17 protein-coding genes, 5 tRNA genes and 1 pseudogene are annotated in these 18,978 nt (G+C 43.8%); 19 read left to right on the top strand and 4 right to left on the bottom strand.

Annotation, left to right across the window (positions count from 1 at the left end; translation table 11 throughout):
* Nucleotides 1–36: 36 nt before the first annotated feature.
* Entirely contained in the window at nucleotides 37–450 is a 414-nt protein-coding gene (locus tag AC6R16_RS07810) for a c-type cytochrome (protein ID WP_004745533.1), read from the bottom strand.
* Nucleotides 451–757: 307 nt separating this feature from the next.
* Between AC6R16_RS07810 and AC6R16_RS07805 the strand changes: the two genes are divergently transcribed.
* The 10 genes and pseudogenes from AC6R16_RS07805 (at nucleotide 758) to AC6R16_RS07760 (ending at nucleotide 8,816) form a co-directional block, all read left to right on the top strand.
* Nucleotides 758–834: transfer RNA gene (locus AC6R16_RS07805), tRNA-Arg, on the top strand.
* A 34-nt stretch (nucleotides 835–868) separates the two neighbouring features.
* Nucleotides 869–944: transfer RNA gene (locus tag AC6R16_RS07800), tRNA-His, on the top strand.
* A 56-nt stretch (nucleotides 945–1,000) separates the two neighbouring features.
* A tRNA-Pro gene (locus AC6R16_RS07795) sits at nucleotides 1,001–1,077 on the top strand.
* A 46-nt stretch (nucleotides 1,078–1,123) separates the two neighbouring features.
* Nucleotides 1,124–1,199 (top strand) — tRNA-His (locus AC6R16_RS07790).
* Nucleotides 1,200–1,253: 54 nt separating this feature from the next.
* Nucleotides 1,254–1,330: transfer RNA gene (locus tag AC6R16_RS07785), tRNA-Pro, on the top strand.
* Nucleotides 1,331–2,212: 882 nt separating this feature from the next.
* Nucleotides 2,213–3,928: a dipeptide ABC transporter ATP-binding protein gene (locus AC6R16_RS07780; protein WP_500674046.1), complete on the top strand. Its 1,716-nt coding sequence runs from the start codon at nucleotides 2,213–2,215 to the stop codon at nucleotides 3,926–3,928.
* A 230-nt stretch (nucleotides 3,929–4,158) separates the two neighbouring features.
* Nucleotides 4,159–5,637 (top strand): annotated as a pseudogene (locus tag AC6R16_RS07775) (ABC transporter substrate-binding protein); the annotation flags it as partial.
* Nucleotides 5,638–5,802: 165 nt separating this feature from the next.
* Nucleotides 5,803–6,780, top strand: coding sequence for an ABC transporter permease (locus tag AC6R16_RS07770; protein ID WP_004745530.1), 978 nt, complete (start codon nucleotides 5,803–5,805; stop codon nucleotides 6,778–6,780).
* Between the two features lie 2 nt (nucleotides 6,781–6,782).
* The gene (locus AC6R16_RS07765) at nucleotides 6,783–7,721 is read left to right on the top strand and encodes an ABC transporter permease (RefSeq protein ID WP_500639342.1); all 939 of its coding nucleotides are present in this window, start codon (nucleotides 6,783–6,785) and stop codon (nucleotides 7,719–7,721) included.
* A gap of 171 nt (nucleotides 7,722–7,892) precedes the next feature.
* Complete coding sequence (locus tag AC6R16_RS07760; RefSeq protein WP_500674045.1) at nucleotides 7,893–8,816, top strand: SPOR domain-containing protein; 924 nt, start codon at nucleotides 7,893–7,895, stop codon at nucleotides 8,814–8,816.
* 23 nt (nucleotides 8,817–8,839) lie between these two features.
* On the opposite strand, the gene AC6R16_RS07755 is transcribed toward AC6R16_RS07760, so the two are convergent.
* On the bottom strand, nucleotides 8,840–9,598 hold the full coding sequence (locus AC6R16_RS07755) for a chromosome partitioning protein ParA (RefSeq protein ID WP_500674044.1): 759 nt from the start codon (nucleotides 9,596–9,598) through the stop codon (nucleotides 8,840–8,842).
* A 104-nt stretch (nucleotides 9,599–9,702) separates the two neighbouring features.
* Between AC6R16_RS07755 and AC6R16_RS07750 the strand changes: the two genes are divergently transcribed.
* Nucleotides 9,703–10,599 (top strand): response regulator, encoded by an 897-nt coding sequence (locus AC6R16_RS07750; protein WP_371720530.1) that lies wholly within the window; start codon nucleotides 9,703–9,705, stop codon nucleotides 10,597–10,599.
* A gap of 34 nt (nucleotides 10,600–10,633) precedes the next feature.
* On the opposite strand, the gene AC6R16_RS07745 is transcribed toward AC6R16_RS07750, so the two are convergent.
* Nucleotides 10,634–11,551 carry a LysR family transcriptional regulator gene (locus AC6R16_RS07745; RefSeq protein WP_500674043.1) on the bottom strand — a complete coding sequence of 306 codons (918 nt, stop codon included), beginning with the start codon at nucleotides 11,549–11,551 and terminating at the stop codon, nucleotides 10,634–10,636.
* 342 nt (nucleotides 11,552–11,893) lie between these two features.
* Here AC6R16_RS07745 and AC6R16_RS07740 point away from each other — a divergent pair, with 342 nt between their 5' ends.
* From AC6R16_RS07740 to AC6R16_RS07705, 8 genes are read left to right on the top strand one after another with little or no spacing between them, the layout of a single operon-like run.
* On the top strand, nucleotides 11,894–12,493 hold the full coding sequence (locus AC6R16_RS07740) for a hypothetical protein (RefSeq protein WP_500674042.1): 600 nt from the start codon (nucleotides 11,894–11,896) through the stop codon (nucleotides 12,491–12,493).
* A gap of 11 nt (nucleotides 12,494–12,504) precedes the next feature.
* Nucleotides 12,505–13,281, top strand: coding sequence for an AfsA-related hotdog domain-containing protein (locus tag AC6R16_RS07735; RefSeq protein ID WP_500674041.1), 777 nt, complete (start codon nucleotides 12,505–12,507; stop codon nucleotides 13,279–13,281).
* Nucleotides 13,274–14,107, top strand: coding sequence for a hypothetical protein (locus tag AC6R16_RS07730; RefSeq protein ID WP_284192923.1), 834 nt, complete (start codon nucleotides 13,274–13,276; stop codon nucleotides 14,105–14,107). Before AC6R16_RS07735 ends, AC6R16_RS07730 begins: the two co-directional genes overlap by 8 nt.
* A 1-nt stretch (nucleotide 14,108) precedes the next feature.
* Complete coding sequence (gene thmT, locus AC6R16_RS07725; protein WP_237486522.1) at nucleotides 14,109–14,333, top strand: 2-hydroxymuconate tautomerase; 225 nt, start codon at nucleotides 14,109–14,111, stop codon at nucleotides 14,331–14,333.
* Between the two features lie 2 nt (nucleotides 14,334–14,335).
* Nucleotides 14,336–14,986 carry an HAD family hydrolase gene (locus AC6R16_RS07720; RefSeq protein WP_500674040.1) on the top strand — a complete coding sequence of 217 codons (651 nt, stop codon included), beginning with the start codon at nucleotides 14,336–14,338 and terminating at the stop codon, nucleotides 14,984–14,986.
* Between the two features lie 18 nt (nucleotides 14,987–15,004).
* Nucleotides 15,005–16,210: an MFS transporter gene (locus AC6R16_RS07715; RefSeq protein ID WP_500674039.1), complete on the top strand. Its 1,206-nt coding sequence runs from the start codon at nucleotides 15,005–15,007 to the stop codon at nucleotides 16,208–16,210.
* Complete coding sequence (locus AC6R16_RS07710; protein WP_272281943.1) at nucleotides 16,211–16,624, top strand: carboxymuconolactone decarboxylase family protein; 414 nt, start codon at nucleotides 16,211–16,213, stop codon at nucleotides 16,622–16,624. It abuts the gene before it with no gap.
* A complete protein-coding gene (locus AC6R16_RS07705; RefSeq protein ID WP_500674038.1) occupies nucleotides 16,624–17,799 on the top strand; it encodes an acetyl-CoA C-acetyltransferase in 1,176 nt (391 codons plus the stop codon). The genes AC6R16_RS07710 and AC6R16_RS07705 overlap by 1 nt, the downstream gene beginning before the upstream one ends.
* Before the next feature lie 32 nt (nucleotides 17,800–17,831).
* On the opposite strand, the gene AC6R16_RS07700 is transcribed toward AC6R16_RS07705, so the two are convergent.
* Nucleotides 17,832–18,827: an aldo/keto reductase gene (locus AC6R16_RS07700; RefSeq protein ID WP_500674037.1), complete on the bottom strand. Its 996-nt coding sequence runs from the start codon at nucleotides 18,825–18,827 to the stop codon at nucleotides 17,832–17,834.
* Between the last annotated feature and the right edge of the window lie 151 nt (nucleotides 18,828–18,978).

Raw genomic sequence — 18,978 nt, 5'->3', positions numbered from 1 at the left:
GAAAACCAAGCCTTTTCTCTATATATAGAGGGAGCTTTATAGACCAGCAATCATATGTTCGATAGCTGCGACGATTTCATCGTCAGAACAATCCATACATGAGCCTTTCGCTGGCATTGCATTGAAGCCGTTGATAGCGTGATCTTTCAGCACGTCATTACCCTGAGCAATACGCGGTGCCCAGTCGCCAGCATCGCCTGTTTTAGGCGCGCCGCTAACACCAGACGCGTGACACGCAATACAGAAAGTACCGTAAACAGTTGCACCATCGCGAGGGCCAGTTGGCTCAGCTTTAACTGGCTCTGCTCCTGCTAGGTAAACATCACCAACAGGTTTAATACGTTCTGCAATTGCATCATATTCTTCTTGGCTTACATTTGCTGCAAAAGTGGCGCTAGAAAAAGTGATCGCAGCGACCAAAGCGGTTAACATTTTTCGAGACATATCCATTAAACTCACTTTACATTCCTGAAGGTAAGTTCGTGCTTACCCATTATTAGAGTGTGGCTTGATCAACAGTCAGACCTTGCCAGAAAGCATGCTTGGCTGTTAAATCAATGTAAATAATGGGTGATTATATCCTGTTAAGTTGTTGCAATAAACAACAAGTTACCCGCTTTCAGGGGTGTATCTAATGGGAAATAGGGGTTTATCACACTTTAATTGCCGAAAAAGGCACCAAACGATAAAAAAAGTTGAAAAAGTACTAGACGGCATAGTGTGATATACGTATTATTCCACTCCGCCGATAGGGCATGCGCCCGTAGCTCAGTTGGATAGAGCGTTGGCCTCCGGAGCCAAAGGTCGAAGGTTCGAATCCTTTCGGGCGTGCCATTCGCCTAAAGGTATATCGGTAAAAATTTCAGTGGTGGCTATAGCTCAGTTGGTAGAGCCCTGGATTGTGATTCCAGTTGTCGCGGGTTCAAGTCCCGTTAGCCACCCCATTATTTAAGGTAACCTAGGTTTCCTGTTCGGATGAATGTCGGAACGAAACATAAGTCGGTGAATAGCGCAGCTTGGTAGCGCATCTGGTTTGGGACCAGAGGGTCGGGGGTTCGAATCCCTCTTCACCGACCACTATTTAGTTTAACGCGAATAGCGGTAAACAAAGGCAAAGCCAGTGGTGGCTATAGCTCAGTTGGTAGAGCCCTGGATTGTGATTCCAGTTGTCGCGGGTTCAAGTCCCGTTAGCCACCCCATTTATTTAGGTAACTTAGGTTTCCTGTTCTGAGAAGTCAGAACAAAACACAAGTCGGTGAATAGCGCAGCTTGGTAGCGCATCTGGTTTGGGACCAGAGGGTCGGGGGTTCGAATCCCTCTTCACCGACCACTATTAGAAAGCCTCGTCAGAAATGACGAGGCTTTTTACTTTCTGGTGTTTGGAAATTGATTCGAACCCAAAGTAGGGTTCGCCTGATGTTCAAAGAATGGCTCTTCACCGAATCACTATTGAAGCCCTAGTCGAAAGACTAGGGCTTTTTTGCATTTTGGAACGGGCTTCGCCCTATAGAACGCTGCGCTTCTGGAAAACGGGATCGGGCTTCGCCCTGCGAGATACATATTGTCATGAGATCTCCAATCCTTCTTGTTCCTCGCTCTTGAGGATGACAAAATAATTTAATGAACAAGAGTTGTCACTTGGTTCTAATTCTGAAAGCTTTCTCCAGTTCTCCAGTTCTCCAGTTCTCCAGTTCTCCAGTTCTCCAGTTCTTTAGCACCCCTCATACTTAAGCATTAACTAGCCTTAGTAAGGTAATAAAAATCGTAGATAATAGGTTTGATTTATCCTACTTCAACCTTGTTTTAATTTTGATTTAATTTAAAAATCTGGCTTAAAAACCTGATAAATGAAAAATATTCGGATTTATGTTTTAAATTTGTTAATGCTGGTTGGAGTGTTTTTGTTGAATGGTTATTCGTTTGGGTGTTATAACTAAATGCCATTTAAAATAACCAAAAGTTAAGTATTTTCTGCTCTGTGGCCCATTTTTTGCGCAGGTATGACCAATCGAAGATATAGCTCTATTGCATATTTATTTTGCTATGCTGCTTGGTTTTTGTTCGAACTCGACTTTTTATCCTATCTTTGTTGCTTTTCTGTGAATTTTTTGCCAAATTGATGACCTTGTAATTTACCAGAATGATATTCTGGTACGAATGGATTCACTTTTCAGACAGGGCAGAAAGCTGCCGAAGCAGTAGAGGTCTGGTAATGTCACTTTTAGAAGTTAAAAATCTTCGAATAGAGTACCCTTCGCGTCATGGCGTTCATGCCGCAGTTAAATCACTCTCCTTCAATATTGAACGCGGAGAGATCGTCGGCGTTGTTGGCGAATCTGGTGCCGGTAAGTCGACCGTTGGTAATGCGGTCATTGATTTGCTGAGCCCACCTGGTCGTATCGCTAGTGGCGATGTTTACTTAGACGGTGAGCAGATCTCTGGTTTATCCCCAGAACAGATGCGCAGCGTTCGAGGTTCTAAAATTGGATTCATCTTCCAAGATCCAATGACTTCTCTAAACCCACTTTTTACCGTTGAGCAGCAACTGAAAGAAACCATTCATGCCAATATGAAGGTTTCTGATGAGCAGGCGTATCAGCGTGCGCTCTCATTAATGCAGCAAGTTGGTATTCCTCAACCAGAGAACCGCTTAAAGCAGTACCCACACCAGTTTTCTGGTGGTATGCGTCAACGTGTGGTTATCGCGATTGCTTTGGCGGGTGAGCCTGATCTGATTATTGCCGATGAACCGACGACTGCATTGGACGTATCTATCCAAGACCAGATTCTGAGTTTGATCCGCGAGTTGTGTATCAAGAACAATGTTGGTTGTATGTTGGTTACCCATGATATGGGAGTAGTTTCCAACGTAACGGATCGCGTTGCGGTGATGTATCGTGGTGATTTGGTTGAGTTTGGGCCAACGGCGAAAGTACTCGGTGATCCTGATCATTCCTACACACGCAGTCTGATTTCAGCGGTACCCCGCTCTGATATGAAGCTTGATCGCTTCCCGTTGGTTAGCTACATCGAAGAAGCGCACGAGATGGAGCCGCTCGATGTTAAAAGCCACTGGCTAGGTCAAAGCCAAGACCATCGTGATTACACAGGTTCGTTGCTCAATGTTGAGAATGTTAACTTACGCTTTGTGACCAAAGATTCTCTGTTCGAAAGTCGTCGTGAGTATGTTCAAGCTTCTAACAATGTCAGCTTTGAAGTCTTTGAGGGTGAAACTTTCGGTCTTGTGGGTGAGTCGGGCTCTGGTAAGTCGACTATTGCACGAGTGATCGCAGGCTTGTATGCGCCGAACTCGGGCAAGGTAACCTTTGAAGGGATCGACCTAACGTCTTTGAAATCAGAGAAAGAACGTCGCCCACTGCGCCGCCAAATGCAGATGGTGTTCCAAAACCCTTACACTTCAATGAATCCGCGTATGAAGATTTTTGACATCATCGCGGAACCTATCCGATTCCATAAGTTGACCAATAGCGAAACTGAAACACGTCAGATCGTCAACGATCTACTTGATCACGTTGGTCTGGGCAAAATGGCAGGGGTGAAATATCCACATGAGTTTTCAGGTGGTCAGCGCCAGCGTATTTCGATTGCACGTGCACTCGCAACACGTCCGCGTCTGCTGATTTGTGATGAGCCGACCTCAGCATTGGATGTGTCGGTACAAGCGCAAATTCTTAACCTGCTGAAAGATTTACAAGATGAGTTAAATCTAACCATGCTGTTTATTAGTCACGATTTACCCGTTATTCGTCAGATGTGTGACCGAGTGGGAGTGATGCAGATGGGGACGCTACTGGAAGTGGCGCCTACCGAGCAGTTATTTAGATCTCCTCAGCACGAATACAGTAAACAACTGATTTCTTTAATGCCTGAATTTACGGGCTTAAGAGAAGAAGTAAAAACGGCGTAAGTCGTGGTTCTTTCCCGTTTTGACGGGCAATAAACAGAAGCAAACACAAACAACTAGGGATAGACAATCCCGCATAAGGAGTTATGCAGATGAGTATGAAAACCAAGATTGCAATCGCAGTAGCAGTCGTGGCTGTTGGTGGTATATACCTTTCTATGCAATCAAAGAAAGAGACAGAGGTAGCACCTGAAGTCGCTAAGGTTGCACAACCAGTTGAACAAGAAGTAGCGATTACTGTTGCTTATGATGCTGACCCAGTGTCACTTGACCCGCATGAGCAGCTATCTGGCGGTACTCTGCAAATGTCACACATGGTCTTTGACCCGCTAATTCGTTTCAATCAGAAGATGGAGTTTGAGCCTCGTCTAGCGGAATCTTGGGAACGTATTGATGGCGAAACAATGCAATTCAACATTCGCCAAGGTGTCAAGTTCCACTCAGGTAACACGCTTACTGCAGATGATGTGGTTTGGACATTTGACCGTCTAAAGAAATCTCCTGACTTTAAAGGTATCTTTGGCCCAATCGTTTCGATTTCTAAAGTTGGCGAATACAAAGTCGAAGTGAAAACTGACGGCGTTTACCCACTAGTAGAAAACGTCATGACTTATCTATTCCCTATGGATAGCAAGTTCTACTCAGGTAAAACAGCAGACGGTAAAGATAAAGCTGAGCTAGTTAAGCACGGTAACTCTTTCGCATCAACTAACGTGTCTGGTACTGGTCCTTTCACTATCACTCAGCGTGAGCAAGGTGTAAAAGTCACCTTTGAACGTTTTGATGATTACTGGGGTAATAATTCTGGTGGTAACGTTGATAAGCTAACACTAGTGCCAATCAAAGAAGATGCCACTCGTGTCGCAGCACTTCTATCTGGTGATGTAGATATGATTGCGCCAGTAGCACCAAACGACTACAGCCGTATTAAGAAAGCAGACAGTGTCGACCTTTACACTATGCCTGGTACGCGTGTTATTACGTTCCAAATGAACCAAAACAGTAACCCAGCACTGAAGGATGTACGTGTTCGTCAAGCGATTACCTACGCTGTCAACAACGAAGGTATCACTAAGCAAGTTATGAAGGGTGCAGCCACTGCAGCAGGTCAACAGAGCCCAGTTGGTTTCGTTGGTTATAACGAAAGCTTGAAACCACGTTTCGATCTTGAGAAAGCGAAACAGTTGATGAAAGAAGCAGGTTATGAGAACGGTTTCTCATTGACTATGATGGCACCAAACAACCGTTACGTGAACGATGACAAGATCGCTCAGTCAACAGCGGCGATGCTGTCTAAGATTGGTATTAAGGTTGATCTTAAGACAATGCCTAAAGCTCAATACTGGCCTGAATTTGATAAGTGTGCAGCAGACATGTTAATGATCGGCTGGCACCCAGATACAGAAGATTCAGGTAACTTCACTGAGTTCCTTGCAATGACGCGTAACGCTGAAACCGGTAAAGGCCAGTATAACTGTGGTCATTACTCAAACGCTGAAGTTGATAAGTTGATCGAAGAGACCAATAAGATGACTGATCTAGCTAAGCGTAGTGAAGCACTTAAGAAAGTTGAAGAGATTCTATACAACGAAGCGGCATTCGTACCTCTACACTGGCAAGATCCATCATGGGCAGCAAAAGGTAACGTTGAGATTGGTCCAATCATCAACGGTATGAACTTCCCATACTTTGGTGACCTAGTGGTTAAGTAATCATTAGCGAATCAGACCAAGTACTCAATGAAATGGGTGCTTGGTCGACTTTTGGTGCTTAGCTTTGTTTCAGTCGGGTTAAGTACCATTTTTAAGACTGAAAGTTGCAACCAATTTTGCTTGGTTTTGCAGACTGAAATCTATGGAAAGTTAAAGGGGCAAGGAATGTTTTCGTTTCTGGTCAAGCGCCTGTTTCAGGCACTGATAGTGATGTTTGTGATCAGTCTAGTGGCGTTTGCCATTCAGGATAACCTCGGCGACCCATTGCGTGAGCTTGTTGGTCAGTCGGTTTCCGAATCAGAGCGCCAAGCTTTGCGTGACGAACTAGGTTTGAATGATCCCTTCATTACAAAATACACTCGCTTTGTAGGTAATGCGCTACAAGGTGATCTTGGTACTTCTTACTTCTTCAAGCGCCCTGCGGTTGAAGTGATTCTGGATAAATTGGTGGCAACGCTAGAACTGGTATTCGGCGCTACGCTCATCATTGTATTCTGTTCAATCCCTCTTGGTGTCTATTCCGCCATTCACCCAAAAAGTATATTTACCAAAATTGTCATGGCTGGCAGTAGTATCGGCATTTCGATTCCGGTGTTCTTAACCGCAATCATGCTGATGTATGTGTTCTCAATTGAGTTGGGCTGGCTACCATCTTATGGACGTGGTGAAACGGCCAATTTACTTGGTTGGGAATCGGGTTACTTTACTCTCGATGGCCTAGCGCACTTGGTTCTACCTTGTATTGCTCTTGCTTCCATCATGTTACCGCTCTTTATTCGTCTCGTACGTTCTGAAATGCTAGAGGTGCTGAGCTCTGAATACATCAAGTTCGGCAAAGCGAAAGGTCTGGCTCTAAATAAAATTTACTACCAGCACGCATTGAAAAACACCATGCTTCCTGTGCTGACGGTTGGTGGTGTTCAAATTGGTACCATGGTTGCCTATACCATTCTAACCGAAACTGTTTTCCAGTGGCCTGGAACGGGATTCCTTTTCCTTGAAGCAATCAACCGTGTAGATACGCCGTTAATCACCGCTTACGTTATTTTCGTTGGCCTGATTTTCGTTGTCACCAACACCATTGTTGACTTGCTATACGGCATCATCAACCCGACCGTAAATCTAACAGGTAAAGGAGCTTAATCATGAGTCAAACTGCAGCAGCTCCTTCACGTTGGGAGCGATTTAAACAATCGGATTTCTTGTATTACTTCAAGCGCGATAAAGTGGCGATGGCCAGCTTTACCGTATTTATGCTGTTTTTGGTGATGGCTCTGGCCGCACCAATTATTTCACCGACTGACCCATATGATCTTTCGTCGATTGATATTATGGATTCAGAGCTTCCTCCGGCATGGATGGAAGATGGTGATGAGAACTTTCTATTAGGGACCGATGAGCAAGGTCGAGATATCCTGTCGACGATTCTTTACGGTTCACGTTTATCTCTAACCATTGGTTTCTTAGCGGTAGGTCTACAGCTAGTGCTAGGAATCGTGATTGGTCTTTCGGCGGGTTACTTCGGCGGCCGTATTGATAGCTTCTTGATGCGTTTCGCGGATGTTCAGTTATCGTTCTCTACCATGATGGTGGCGATCATTGTCTCGGCAATCTTTAAGGCGAGTTTTGGCAGTGATTTCTACAGTCAATATGCGGTCGTCATGTTGGTTGTGATCATTGGTGTCGCCGAATGGCCGCAGTATGCACGTACAATTCGTGCTTCAGTGTTGGCAGAGAAGAAGAAAGAGTACGTAGAGGCAGCACGTGTGATGGGCTTTAAAGCGCCACGAATTATGTTCCGCCATATCCTACCGAACTGTTTATCGCCAATCTTGGTTATTTCAACGGTACAGGTGGCAAATGCCATCATGTCAGAAGCGGCACTTTCTTTCCTAGGTTTGGGCCTACCGGTAGACCAACCTTCTCTAGGTGCACTGATCAGCATTGGATTTAACTACATTTTCTCCGGTGCGTGGTGGATTACTGCATTCCCGGGTATCGTACTGGTGACTTTGGTTTTGGTTATCAACCTGCTTGGTGACTGGTTACGTGATGTATTTAACCCAAAAATCTACAAAGGGTGATCCAAGCCTAAGATTTGATTATAAAAACCTATCTACACTGAGAGCCGTAATTAATTACGGCTCTTTTTTTGCATTCTCATTTTCAGGGCAGTGAATCGTCAATAAAGTCACTATAGTGATCCACGTAGATGGATAAACTCGAAGTTAAATTTAAAGAGTATGGATATCAATATGGCCTCAAAGCCAAAACAAACTTTTTTAAAGTGTTGGAGTCTTGTTGCAGTACTGGCCTTGCCCGCTTTGTCAGCCCCAACGCTTGCTGAAGAATTTTTATGCGATGCAACGCAGGCATCTACCAATGAATTGCCGTTGCTAGATAAGTCGTGCCCGATTGGTAAAGGGTTATGGGGTAAATCTCAGCCACGTGGCCAAGAGTCAACATTTTGGATTCAGTGTGGTGTGTTTAGTAAGCCACTACCTCTTGTAAAGGCTAAAAAGCTTTACCAGCATATTTCAACGGATGTATGGGCAAAGCCAGAAGCCAAAGCTTATCGTTGTCTGATTGGCCCATATAAAGATTTCGCTCAAGCAAATGCGGAGCTGGCGAAAGTGAAAAGTGAGCCCGGCTACAAGGAAGCGTTTGTCCGAGAAGTGGTGAAAGGGGCTCCTGTAAAGCAAGCGATGGTTAAGTCACAGCCTAAACCTAAGTCAAAGCCGGCTGCAAAGTCGCAGCAATCGACCACTGTGATTCCTGCACCAGTGAAAGCTAAGCCGGAGCCTACTGCCATTAAACCTATGGCTCAAGAGCCCAACAAGCGTCAATCTGACGTGTCAATTCGCTTAACAGCGATGGTATCTGGCATCGAGTACAAAGTGCCATATACCATGTTTAGTGACGACCAGTTCTACATGGAACACGAATTACCATGGAACAGGCTCGATTACGAAGGCGCTTATAAAACCTGTTATCGTTTAGGTATGCGTTTAGCAACCACTAAGGAGTGGCAAGCACTGCTGGATTCTAACGTGATGCAGAAAGACAAATGGCCAATGCACTTACCTTATTGGGGATCAGAGAAGTCAGGACTATTTACCAGTGGTAAAACCAATAAGCTAAAAGGCACCTCACTGTTGAATGTTATGTGTGTGAAATAATCAAAAAAATCAGTAGCCTAGTGCTACTGATTTTTTTTCTCTGCTTCTTGCAACAGCTCCAAATACTTCTTCTCAACAAAGTCTTTTTCTTTAGCCATATGGTGTAATTGCTGCTTAGAGGCTTCGAGCTCAGCTGTTATACCGGCTATGTCGTCTTGTGAGTTAGCTTGCTGTTTGTATTCTTCAAGCTGATCGAGCAGTTGTTGCTTCTCTTGTTTGAACTCTTTGGCTAAGTTGGCTGTTCCACCAGATTCACTGATTTGTATGTACTCTTGCTCAAGTTGTTCAAACTGTTTTTCTAACTGCTCTTTTTCTAACTGTAAGCTTTCGACCGTATCAGTCTGCTTGAGTAAACGGCTTTTGGCGTTTCTTAAGCCTTTAACGCTTTTGTCTAAATCTCCTTTTAGTTTTTTGATTAGGCGATGGGACTTATTGAGTTTTTGATTCAGCTCGTCAATCGACTCTTTTTCTTGCGCGCTGAGTTCTCCTTTCGCTGCTTTAATTTGTGATACCTGACTTTCCAGAGCTTGCTGAATAAGAATTAGGTCATTGAGTGTATCGCCATTTTCAGCAGAGTAGTTGAGTGCCTTATCGACAGACTGTTGACACAGCTCGTAGGTGTTTCTATCCATATCACGGCCACTAACGACCTGGCGGGCAAACTGACGGAACTCGCGCAAAATCAAAAGTAGTATGACAAACCACACCAAAAGTATCAGTAGTCCAAAGTCGACTGCGAGGGCAATTAGGTTTTCTAGGGTTAATCTCGGTAATAAATCCATCTATCAAATACGTAAGTTGGGACATTCATCGACTGTAAGTTTAGTTGTCAGTGGAAAATATGCCTATAATTTAGACAGTTCAGTATCGGAGGTGATGGCGACCTGTGAAAATTTTGATTGTGGATGACAGTAAGGCGACATTGGAGATTGTCAGGCGGGGCTTAGAGAGCTTTGGTTATTGTCGTTTATCGATCGAGAAAACCTGCAGTGCGACACAAGCATTAGAACTGGCAAAAGAATGGCATCCAGATATCGTGCTAACTGACTGGTATATGCCTGATATGACAGGGCTAACACTCACTGAAGAGCTCATGAAGCTCGGAGTTGGGATAAAAGTGGGTATGATTACGACTGTCGACGATAAGAGCCAAATCAAACAAGCTCAAGCTGCCGGTGCTAGCTTTGTGCTTACTAAGCCTTTCGAAGACAGTGAGCTACACCGCTATTTACTACCACTAGTGCAAGGTGTTGAAGAAAGTAAGAAAACGCTCGATTCGATCACTGAAGTGCAAAAAGAGTTAGCTCTGCCTAAGTTGTCGCAACTTGAGAAACTACTGCAAAGGGAGATCGGCGATAGCTTAACGCTCAATAATATTGCCCCACAACTGTTCGATGAGAGCAAGATTCCGTGCCTTTTAGCCGTGTATGAAGACACGGCCACCCAGCGCCCCCGTGCTGTTGCGATGCTTGACCTTCATGCTATTTGTGTGTTTGCTCAGGCTAGTTCGTCTATTTCTCAAGGGGATATTCAGCAAGTGATTCAGAGCAAGCTCGCGAGCAAGGGGGTATTAGATGCTTGCCACCAAGTTCTCGACCGCTCAGCTTTGGCATTTTTGGATAGTCAAACTCGTAAGAGCTTACGTCTAAAAAACATCAGCTTTGTTCCTAGTGCGTTTGATAAGTTGAAAACCTTATACGACAAAGACGCGGATAAGCGGGTTGATTTTACTTGTCAGCTTAATGATTCATTGCAAGGAAAAGTCACCTTAGTGGGTTTCTGATTGAGGCATGGCGGATATCGGGAAAGTACCAGTGCTATAGGGGTGACTTTAGGCTCTCGATAGCCTCGAAGATGTGCGGTCGTCGGTCGTTGTTTTTAATCGCAGCATAGACGTCGATATTTAGATGCTTGCTATGACTGTCAGTCAGCTCTTTATAGCACAAGCCTTCATTGTAAAAAGTACACATGGAGCGAGGCATCAATGCGATAGCGTTGCCTTTGGCAACTTTGGAGAGCATTACAATAGTGTCATCGGGCTCTTTGATTCTTTTGAGAGGGAAGGGGAGCTTTTCAAACAGCTTTTCGCACTTTTCGTAAAAAGCAGGGTTGGCACTCCAAGGAAACCAAAACAAAGGTAATTCAGAGACATCTTCAAGTGATACTTGCTGTTGTGTTGCTGCTTTATGTGAAGAAGGCATCGCGAGTAACAGGGGCTCGCGGTATATCCAATGAAAGGAAATATCTTCTTCTACGCGTGTATTTTGTTCTCCAATGAGAGCGATATCCAATGAACTCTTCTGTAAGCTTTGAATCAGCTGACTTGAATTCATATTGTGAACGTCTGCACTTTCAATTCCAACGAGAGCGTTTAAAGCTCCTGCGATTGGAGAGATATTCTCGAAGTTAAGGGTATTGGTCGCTCCAACTCGAATCTTATCAACATTTCTCGCATTCAGTGCCTTTAGCCCACTAATTAGGCATAAGATTTTCTCTGCTTCAATAAGGAGATCGTTGCCCGATTTAGTTAGGTGCACACCATGAGTGTTACGAGTGAATAATTCATAACCCAGTAAATCTTCTAAGCACCTTATCTGTCTAGTCAGTGGTGGTTGAGTCATATTTATACGCTCAGCCGCCTTGCGGAAGTTAAGTTCTTGTGCCACAGCTAAAAAACACTGAAGTTGTTTTACGGTTGGCAAACTACTGTTGGTTAAAATGGATCTAATACTCATACAGAACTTATGGATAAAAATAACGGTAATAACATTAAAGTAATTTATTTATTCAGGTTGTGAATAAATTGCATTATAAAGGTTGATATTTATAAATAACAAGATAAATGTGGCTGTTTTTTGGATAGTGACTAAATATTACAAAATTTGAACGACCTCTTATTGAGGCTTGTATTTATATGTACATTACTCATTAGCACTAATGATGAAATTGAATTTAGTAGTGATTCATAAATAGTCTATAAAATTGATGTTGATTCAAAAATTAAATTACATAATTAGTAATTCCACAATTATCAATAGCTGCTAGTTTTGTTGCTCCTTAATTAAATGGAGTTAAACATGTCTACAAACTACCTTTTGGTCTCTCGATACCCAGTAAAAAATATTGATAATGAAACTATTGATAGCATTAAATTTAATGATGATGCTAGATATTTTATTAGCGAAGATGGAAGCAATGAGATCTTGGAATTAAAGGCAGTAAATAAAATTGAAGATATTTCAAGTTCAGAAAAACATCTAATAGATGTATTTACTGTTAATAAAGATTACTTATCTGGCGATATAAGGCGTGAACTTCTTCGATTCGTAGAGGCACCTATCGCTAGTGAGTCAGAGTTGCCAAATACGGAGTTTGTGCAACTGCGACATGTCGAAGTGCCTGCAGATCGTTACGATGACTATCTTGAGTGGCGTGATAGAACAATATTTAACGTTGTTCGAGATAATGCCGACAAGATTAATAGCTTTGAAGCCTATCATTCTCTAATTAGTGGACAGCCAGGTGTTATGTTTGTTTCTTCATTCAATGGAAGTGTTGATGAATACATGCAACCATTTAATGATGAAAACTATAAAGAGATTATTAGACAAGCTGGTGATGATTATATTACTGGTGGGGATGAAGGATTATATACGCGTCTGTATAGAGCAATATAAGAGCAAGTGATATGGAAGTTAATAAAATTGTAGTCGTTGGCGATAAATATTCAGAGTATGCCAATGGAAAAAAAGCTTTAACTATTTCTCAATTAGAACTATTAGCAAAGCTACCTGACAATCTATTTCCTGATGAGCATGAGTTGATTGCAGGGCAAGGTGTTTGTAAGCACAAAGCCAAGAAAGTTATTGATGATATTGGCAATAATCAAAGATTGAAGAGCAAGCTCAAAACTTGCTCAGTAGAAAAGCTAGTTTCTGAGCACAAAAATCGACATACCCATAAATGGGACGAGCGAAACATCCTAATTGGACAGGCAGAAAAGGTTGACCATAAGTTGGATATGTACGCACTGCCTCTCGTCATTGATGATAACTGTGAACTGATGGGAGACCATCAGACCGGGCAGCATGTGCAAGGGATGTTGTTGGTAGAGGCTTGCCGCCAAGCTTTTATTGCGGTGACTGAAGAGTTTGTTTACCAAAAGCAAAGTGACAAGTATTACGTCATCAACAGTATGTCGATTGATTTTGCAAATTTCCTATTCCCTCTGCCTGCAATCGTACATTTTGAGTTTGTTGAAAAGGATGTAAATGAGCGCCGTGGAAGATTCAAAGCTCGTATGAGTGTGATGCAGAATCAAACCGTGTGCGCCAGTATGGACGTCTCTTTTGCTGTCTACTCTGCTAAATCAATACTGGCCAAAGAGGGGGAGCTCGCTGAATCCGCTACTGAGGCGGTTGTGAGCTCTAACGACCATTTTAATATGGAGCAAGACTGTGCGTAGAAGTTACCAGCTATCGGCTACGACGCAAGGTCCGCTCTATCCTCCCGCAGAAGTGATGGATGCAGAAGGCAACTTTGTTGTTGTTGGGCAAATCCCAAGTGATAGTGGTGTTTCTTGGTCTGGCGCAATTGTCGCGCCAGAAACTCCTGTGCCTGAATTTGGCGAGATCAAACCGTATCGCATTGTGACTCAAATAGAACAACTTTCTGATCAGCAGATGAAGGATATCACCTTGTTCACACTGCCTCTGCCTTTGCCTTCGAATAACTATCCGATGATTTTTGCTCCAGAGCAGAGGCCGGACGCCAATCGCGAGGTGAGAGCCAGCATTCCTCTTCATCAAGGATACATTGAGGACTATCGCCATGAAGACGGTAAGCGGCATATACCACCGATCAACTTATTCGATTGGTTGCAAGCCAAAGGAGAGTTGGTAGTTAGCTTGAAGAATGACAAGCAGTTGGCTCGTTTTGATTTTCAATTTAGCAACCTAGTTCCGAATAGCCTCTACACCGTGATGAGTCTAAGAGAAAAGGATCTTTGCCCCGAATCTCCGACTCGACCAGGTCCTTTAGGTATTCCGAATGTTTTTGTTACTGACGCTTTAGGCAGTGCTCAGTTTTGGGCTGAGTTGCCTGATCCTTTTCCGGCCCATGAATTAGAAGGCAACCGAGTAATAAATGTTGTCGTCTTATATATGAGCTCTCGGCAAAGTTATGGCGGAGCGATTGGCCTACATGGTCTCGGTGGAGATATTCACGCCCAGCTTAAGCTTAAACAACGATCGTTTGATGAATTTGTGACTACGAATAATAGGGAAGATTAATATGCCTTTTATCCATATTACTACTTGGAAAATGAACAACGAAGAGCAAGTGAAAGGGATGCTCGAAGACATCACACATGCCGTGCATAAGAATACTGGCGCCCCTTTAGATAAGATCTCTGTTGCTGTGACAGAAGTTGCTCCGAACCGCTGGGCCGATGCTGGAGTAGTAGGTAGTGAGCCTGACTTTCCAGTGAAGAGTCGTCGCTTAAACTACGAGGAGTGATTATGACTACAGTCGCGGCATTTTTTGATGTGGATGAAACTCTAATTCACACCAAGAGCATGTTTGATTTCTATGAATTTTGGTGTGAGAAAATCGGACAAGGTGAGCAGTTTAAGAGTTACAACGCAAAGCTCAATGCAGATAGAGCTGCGGGTATTGTAAGAGAACAGTTGAACAGAGAGTACTATCAACAGTTTGAAGGACAACAGTACCAAGAACTTGAGAGTGTTGGTCAAGAGTGGTTTCAAAGTCGTTGCGATGATTCTTTCTTTCTCGAACCTTCCGTCGCTGCATTAAAAGAGCACCAACGAGCGGGCCATCAAGTGGTATTCGTCTCCGGCTCTATGGGTCCGATCTTGGCGCCCATTGCCCAATTTCTCAATGTAGAGCACATCCTATGTACCTCTCTGATCTTAGATCAAAAAGGGACGCTAACCGGTCAAATCGGTAAACCGCAGACTATAGGGATAGGTAAAAAAGTTGCTATGTCTGATTTTTGCCAAAGGCATCATATCGACCTCAATCACTGCTACGCATACGGAGACGATATCTCTGATCTTGATATGCTTGAAGCAACAGGCAATCCGATTTGCGTAGGAGAAAACCCTCACCTTCTTCGTCATGCCAAACAGCATAGATGGAAAACTCTTTAAAAACATATGGAATGAAGAATGAGTATTAGTGAAAGTTCTCAGAAGATGACGCTTCGAATCTGGTTAGCGTTGTTTGTATTAGCTTTGTCGACGTTTAACATCGTCACGACCGAATTGGCTCCGATTGGCTTACTTACACCAATGGCCAATGCCTTAGCAACCTCTGAATCATATGTTGGTATGACCGTATCTTTATATGCTTGGGTTGGTGCTTTGAGTGCACTTGTGGCTTCAGTTTTTCTTGGTGCGGTCGGCAAAAAAAATCTCTTAATTGCTTTGAGCATAGTACTGGCTGTTTCCAATGGTCTTGCTGCTAGTGCTGAAACCTTTGAAAACTTAATGTTAGCCCGAGTGATTGGGGCCGTTGCCCACGGTGCATTTTGGTCAATAATTGGTGTCAGTGCTGCGTCGATTGTTCCGTCTAACTATATCGGTCTAGCTACCTCGATCGTATTTGGTGGAGTATCCGTTGCCAGTGTGTTTGGGGTGCCTATTTCAAATTACATCGGTATGCATATAGGTTGGCGCTCCGCATTTATGGTTATGTCAGGGCTTAGCGTGCTGTCGCTTGTTGGGATTGCTAGCTTAGTCCCACAGATTAGCGAGAAGAGTAGTGTGGGTATTGGGGCGATTAAGGCTGTGTTTAAATCGAGTTCACTGATTAAAGTCTATTTTGCCACCATTTTGACCATATCAGCTCACTTTACCGCCTTTACCTATATAGAGCCTATGCTTAATTCCTTAACTCACATTAGTGAAGAGTTCGTCCCGGTTTTATTGTTGGTTTTTGGTGTCGCAGGTATTGCCGGCAATGTCATCACGGCGTTATTCATTGATAAACACCTTAAGACGATCGCGGTTCTGTCTGTACTATTTGCAGCATCAATGCTGGTTCTTATTGGTGAATTCCACGTGCAATGGTATCAGGCTCATATCGGCACAGCACTCGCTATCTGGGGAGCGACGGCATCTTGTATTTTCGTGGCCCTTCAAACTTGGGTGCTTAGACTGGCTTCAGAGCAAGCGTTTCCAGCTTCTGCTCTTTATGTTGCCTTCTTCAATTTGGCAATTGGTATCGGAGCGTCTCTAGGGGCATGGTTAGTTGCTTCTTACAATGTATCTTTCCTGTACGTTTTTGCTGGTGCCGCGATCGCGCTTTCCTTGGTATTTATCACTATCGTGCCGATGAATTCCGAGAATGTTCAGCGAACGCAGGAGGCATAAATGATGAGCGATAAACAGACTACGATCAAAGGCATGCATGTTATGGATCGTTTGGAAGATGGTTTAGCGGAAAGAGTGAGTCGTCGACTTTCCGAGCTCGATAGTGACTTACCTCGATTGATTACGGATTACGCGTTTGGCTCGGTCGTCGCTCGTCCTGGTTTAGATTTAAAAACCCGCGAAATGCTGACCGTTGCTTCTCTGATCAGCTTAGGTAACGCAACCCCCCAGCTTGAACTGCATATGAAAGCGGCGATAAACGTAGGGGTGTCGCCTGAAGAGTTGCTTGAAGTGGTTATTCAGATGGCTGTTTATGCTGGCGTGCCAGCTTGTATGAATGGCCTAGCAAGTTACCGCAAGATTATGAATGAGAAAGGGCTAGTCCTTCCAGGTCTTAAAGAGGAAGTTGCGTAATGGAAGACATTGTTGTTGTTGCCGCAAAGCGAACACCTACTGGTGCATTTATGGGGGAGCTCTCTGGTTTGTCTGCACCTAAGCTTGGCAGCTTGGTGATCAAAGCCTTATTAGCTGATTCAGGCGTTAAACCAGAGCAAATCGATAGCGTCATTCTTGGGCAAGTTCTAACGGCTGGCTGTGGTCAAAATCCAGCTCGCCAAGCCGCAATTGGAGCCGGGTTAACACATAACGCGCAGTGTTTAACAGTCAACAAGGTTTGTGGTTCAGGCTTAAAGGCGGTTCATTTAGCGATGCAAGCAATCACTTGTGATAACGCTGAATTTGTTATTGCTGGTGGGCAAGAAAGTATGTCAAATGCGCCCCACATTTTACCTAACTCTAGAAAGGGCCAAAGATTGGGAGGAACTGAGCTACACGATAGCTTGGTTCACGATGGTCTTTGGGATGCGTTTAATGATTATCATATGGGAGTGACGGCAGAAAACGTTGCCAATCAGTATGGAGTTGCTCGTTCCGATCAAGATGAGTTCGCGTTTCAATCTCACCAGAAAGCACTTGCGGCGCAAAAAGCCGGTTTGTTTGCGAATGAGATAGTGCCGATTGAAATCAGAGATCGAAAAGGCAATGTGCGTAATTTTAGTCAGGATGAAGGCCCCCGAGAAACAAGCGTAGACAAACTTGCTAGTTTGCAGCCCGTGTTTTCTAAGCAAGGTACAGTGACGGCAGGTAACGCATCATCACTCAATGACGGAGCGTCGGCATTGCTACTCTGTCATCGTGATACTGCAGAAAGATACCAATTGAAGGTGCTTGCTAGCTTAGGGAAATTCAGCAATTCAGGCATTAGCCCTGATGTTATGGGAGTGGCCCCGATTGAAGCTATCTCGAAATGCCTTGACCAATCTGGGTGGGAAGCAAGCGAGGTAGACCAGCTAGAGTGTAACGAAGCGTTTGCATCGCAAGCAATCGCCGTTGCTCGGGCAATAGACATTCCTGATGAGAAAATTAATCCATATGGGGGAGGTATTGCGTTGGGGCACGCGATTGGTTCTTCAGGAAGTAGAATCCTAGTTACTCTTATTCATAGCCTGATAAGAGATAATAAAAATAAAGGTCTCGCTGCTCTTTGTATTGGCGGTGGAGAAGGTGTTGCGATGAGTATCTATCGTTAATGAAAAGCCCAGCTAGCTGGGCTTTTTCCTTTTTAGACATTGACTCCTTTCATACCTTCTTCAGAGTAACGTTGCCCTTTTACTTCAAATTGAAGTGGGATGTTATTCAATGTCGTAAGGTCTTCTCTCTCTAAGATTATTTGAGATGCCTGAACATTTTCTTCGAGATAGTGCCGTTTCTTAGTTCCTGGGATAGGAATGATATGTTCATATTGAGCTAACAGCCATGCCAACGCGATCTGACCAGGTGTCGCTTGATATTTTTGTGCAATCGGCTGAATGATGTCTAGAATACTGCGGTTGTGATTGATGTTCCCATCTAGGAATCGATCATTGGTTTTGCGAAAATCACCATCTGGGAGATCACTATTACGCGTTAACTTGCCCGTGAGGAAGCCTCTTCCTAGAGGAGAGTAGGGCACTAAGCCGATGTTATTGGTTTTCAGTGTTCCAAGAATATCTTCCTCAATGTCTCGAGTCCAAAGTGAGTACTCTGTTTGTAGAGCGGTGACTGGAAAGACTGAGTGTGCTTTAAGCAGTGTTTTCGAGGACACTTCACAAAGCCCGACATGAGCAATTTTGCCTTCTTTGACTAACTGTCCTAGGCAATCCATGCTCTGTTCGATGATCTTACTGTCGACTCGGTGAAGGTAAAACAAATCAATACACTCGACCCCTAAGCGCTGAAGAGATTCTTCGCAGCATTTGCGTATATAGTCTGGTGTGTTATTGATGCTGCGAGCATACGCAGCTTCTGCAGGGCGATCGATACCACATTTGGTGGCAATTTTAATTTGCTGGCGTTGAGAAGGTTGCAGTTTAGATAGGTAATAACCAATCAGCTCTTCATTGTGGCCACGTCCATAAAAGTTTGCGGTATCAATGAAGTCAACACCAAGCTCAAGTAACTGGTCAAGTAGCTTTAGAGATTGTAGGTCATTTGTTTCGCCATAGAATTCACTCAACCCCATCGCACCATAGCCAATTGAGCTGACGGTCAACCCATTTGCAAGTTCACGTTTAAGCATAAAGCCTCCTTATTTAGAGCTTAATTCTTTCATGATCGAATTAGGGGCTGAATTCTCTTTTTGCTTATACCTAAAAGGTATCACCATCAATTGCGAGCTACTGGGTCTCAGTGGTGGAACAAAAAAAGCAGACCTTAGGCCTGCTTTTCTG

Source organism: Vibrio sp. R10-SG3-ISO10, assembly GCF_059834185.1.
The sequence above is the reverse complement of the archived record's forward strand: the minus strand, read 5'-3'. Positions and strand labels throughout refer to the sequence as shown.

Excerpts from the sequence above, each read along its gene's own strand:
- AC6R16_RS07810 (WP_004745533.1), bottom strand. The coding sequence starts at position 450 with ATGGATATGTCTCGAAAAATGTTAACCGCTTTGGTCGCTGCGATCACT.
- AC6R16_RS07780 (WP_500674046.1), top strand. The coding sequence starts at position 2,213 with ATGTCACTTTTAGAAGTTAAAAATCTTCGAATAGAGTACCCTTCGCGT.
- AC6R16_RS07770 (WP_004745530.1), top strand. The coding sequence starts at position 5,803 with ATGTTTTCGTTTCTGGTCAAGCGCCTGTTTCAGGCACTGATAGTGATG.
- AC6R16_RS07765 (WP_500639342.1), top strand. The coding sequence starts at position 6,783 with ATGAGTCAAACTGCAGCAGCTCCTTCACGTTGGGAGCGATTTAAACAA.
- AC6R16_RS07760 (WP_500674045.1), top strand. The coding sequence starts at position 7,893 with ATGGCCTCAAAGCCAAAACAAACTTTTTTAAAGTGTTGGAGTCTTGTT.
- AC6R16_RS07755 (WP_500674044.1), bottom strand. The coding sequence starts at position 9,598 with ATGGATTTATTACCGAGATTAACCCTAGAAAACCTAATTGCCCTCGCA.
- AC6R16_RS07745 (WP_500674043.1), bottom strand. The coding sequence starts at position 11,551 with ATGAGTATTAGATCCATTTTAACCAACAGTAGTTTGCCAACCGTAAAA.
- AC6R16_RS07740 (WP_500674042.1), top strand. The coding sequence starts at position 11,894 with ATGTCTACAAACTACCTTTTGGTCTCTCGATACCCAGTAAAAAATATT.
- AC6R16_RS07735 (WP_500674041.1), top strand. The coding sequence starts at position 12,505 with ATGGAAGTTAATAAAATTGTAGTCGTTGGCGATAAATATTCAGAGTAT.
- thmT (WP_237486522.1), top strand. The coding sequence starts at position 14,109 with ATGCCTTTTATCCATATTACTACTTGGAAAATGAACAACGAAGAGCAA.
- AC6R16_RS07720 (WP_500674040.1), top strand. The coding sequence starts at position 14,336 with ATGACTACAGTCGCGGCATTTTTTGATGTGGATGAAACTCTAATTCAC.
- AC6R16_RS07715 (WP_500674039.1), top strand. The coding sequence starts at position 15,005 with ATGAGTATTAGTGAAAGTTCTCAGAAGATGACGCTTCGAATCTGGTTA.
- AC6R16_RS07710 (WP_272281943.1), top strand. The coding sequence starts at position 16,211 with ATGATGAGCGATAAACAGACTACGATCAAAGGCATGCATGTTATGGAT.
- AC6R16_RS07705 (WP_500674038.1), top strand. The coding sequence starts at position 16,624 with ATGGAAGACATTGTTGTTGTTGCCGCAAAGCGAACACCTACTGGTGCA.
- AC6R16_RS07700 (WP_500674037.1), bottom strand. The coding sequence starts at position 18,827 with ATGCTTAAACGTGAACTTGCAAATGGGTTGACCGTCAGCTCAATTGGC.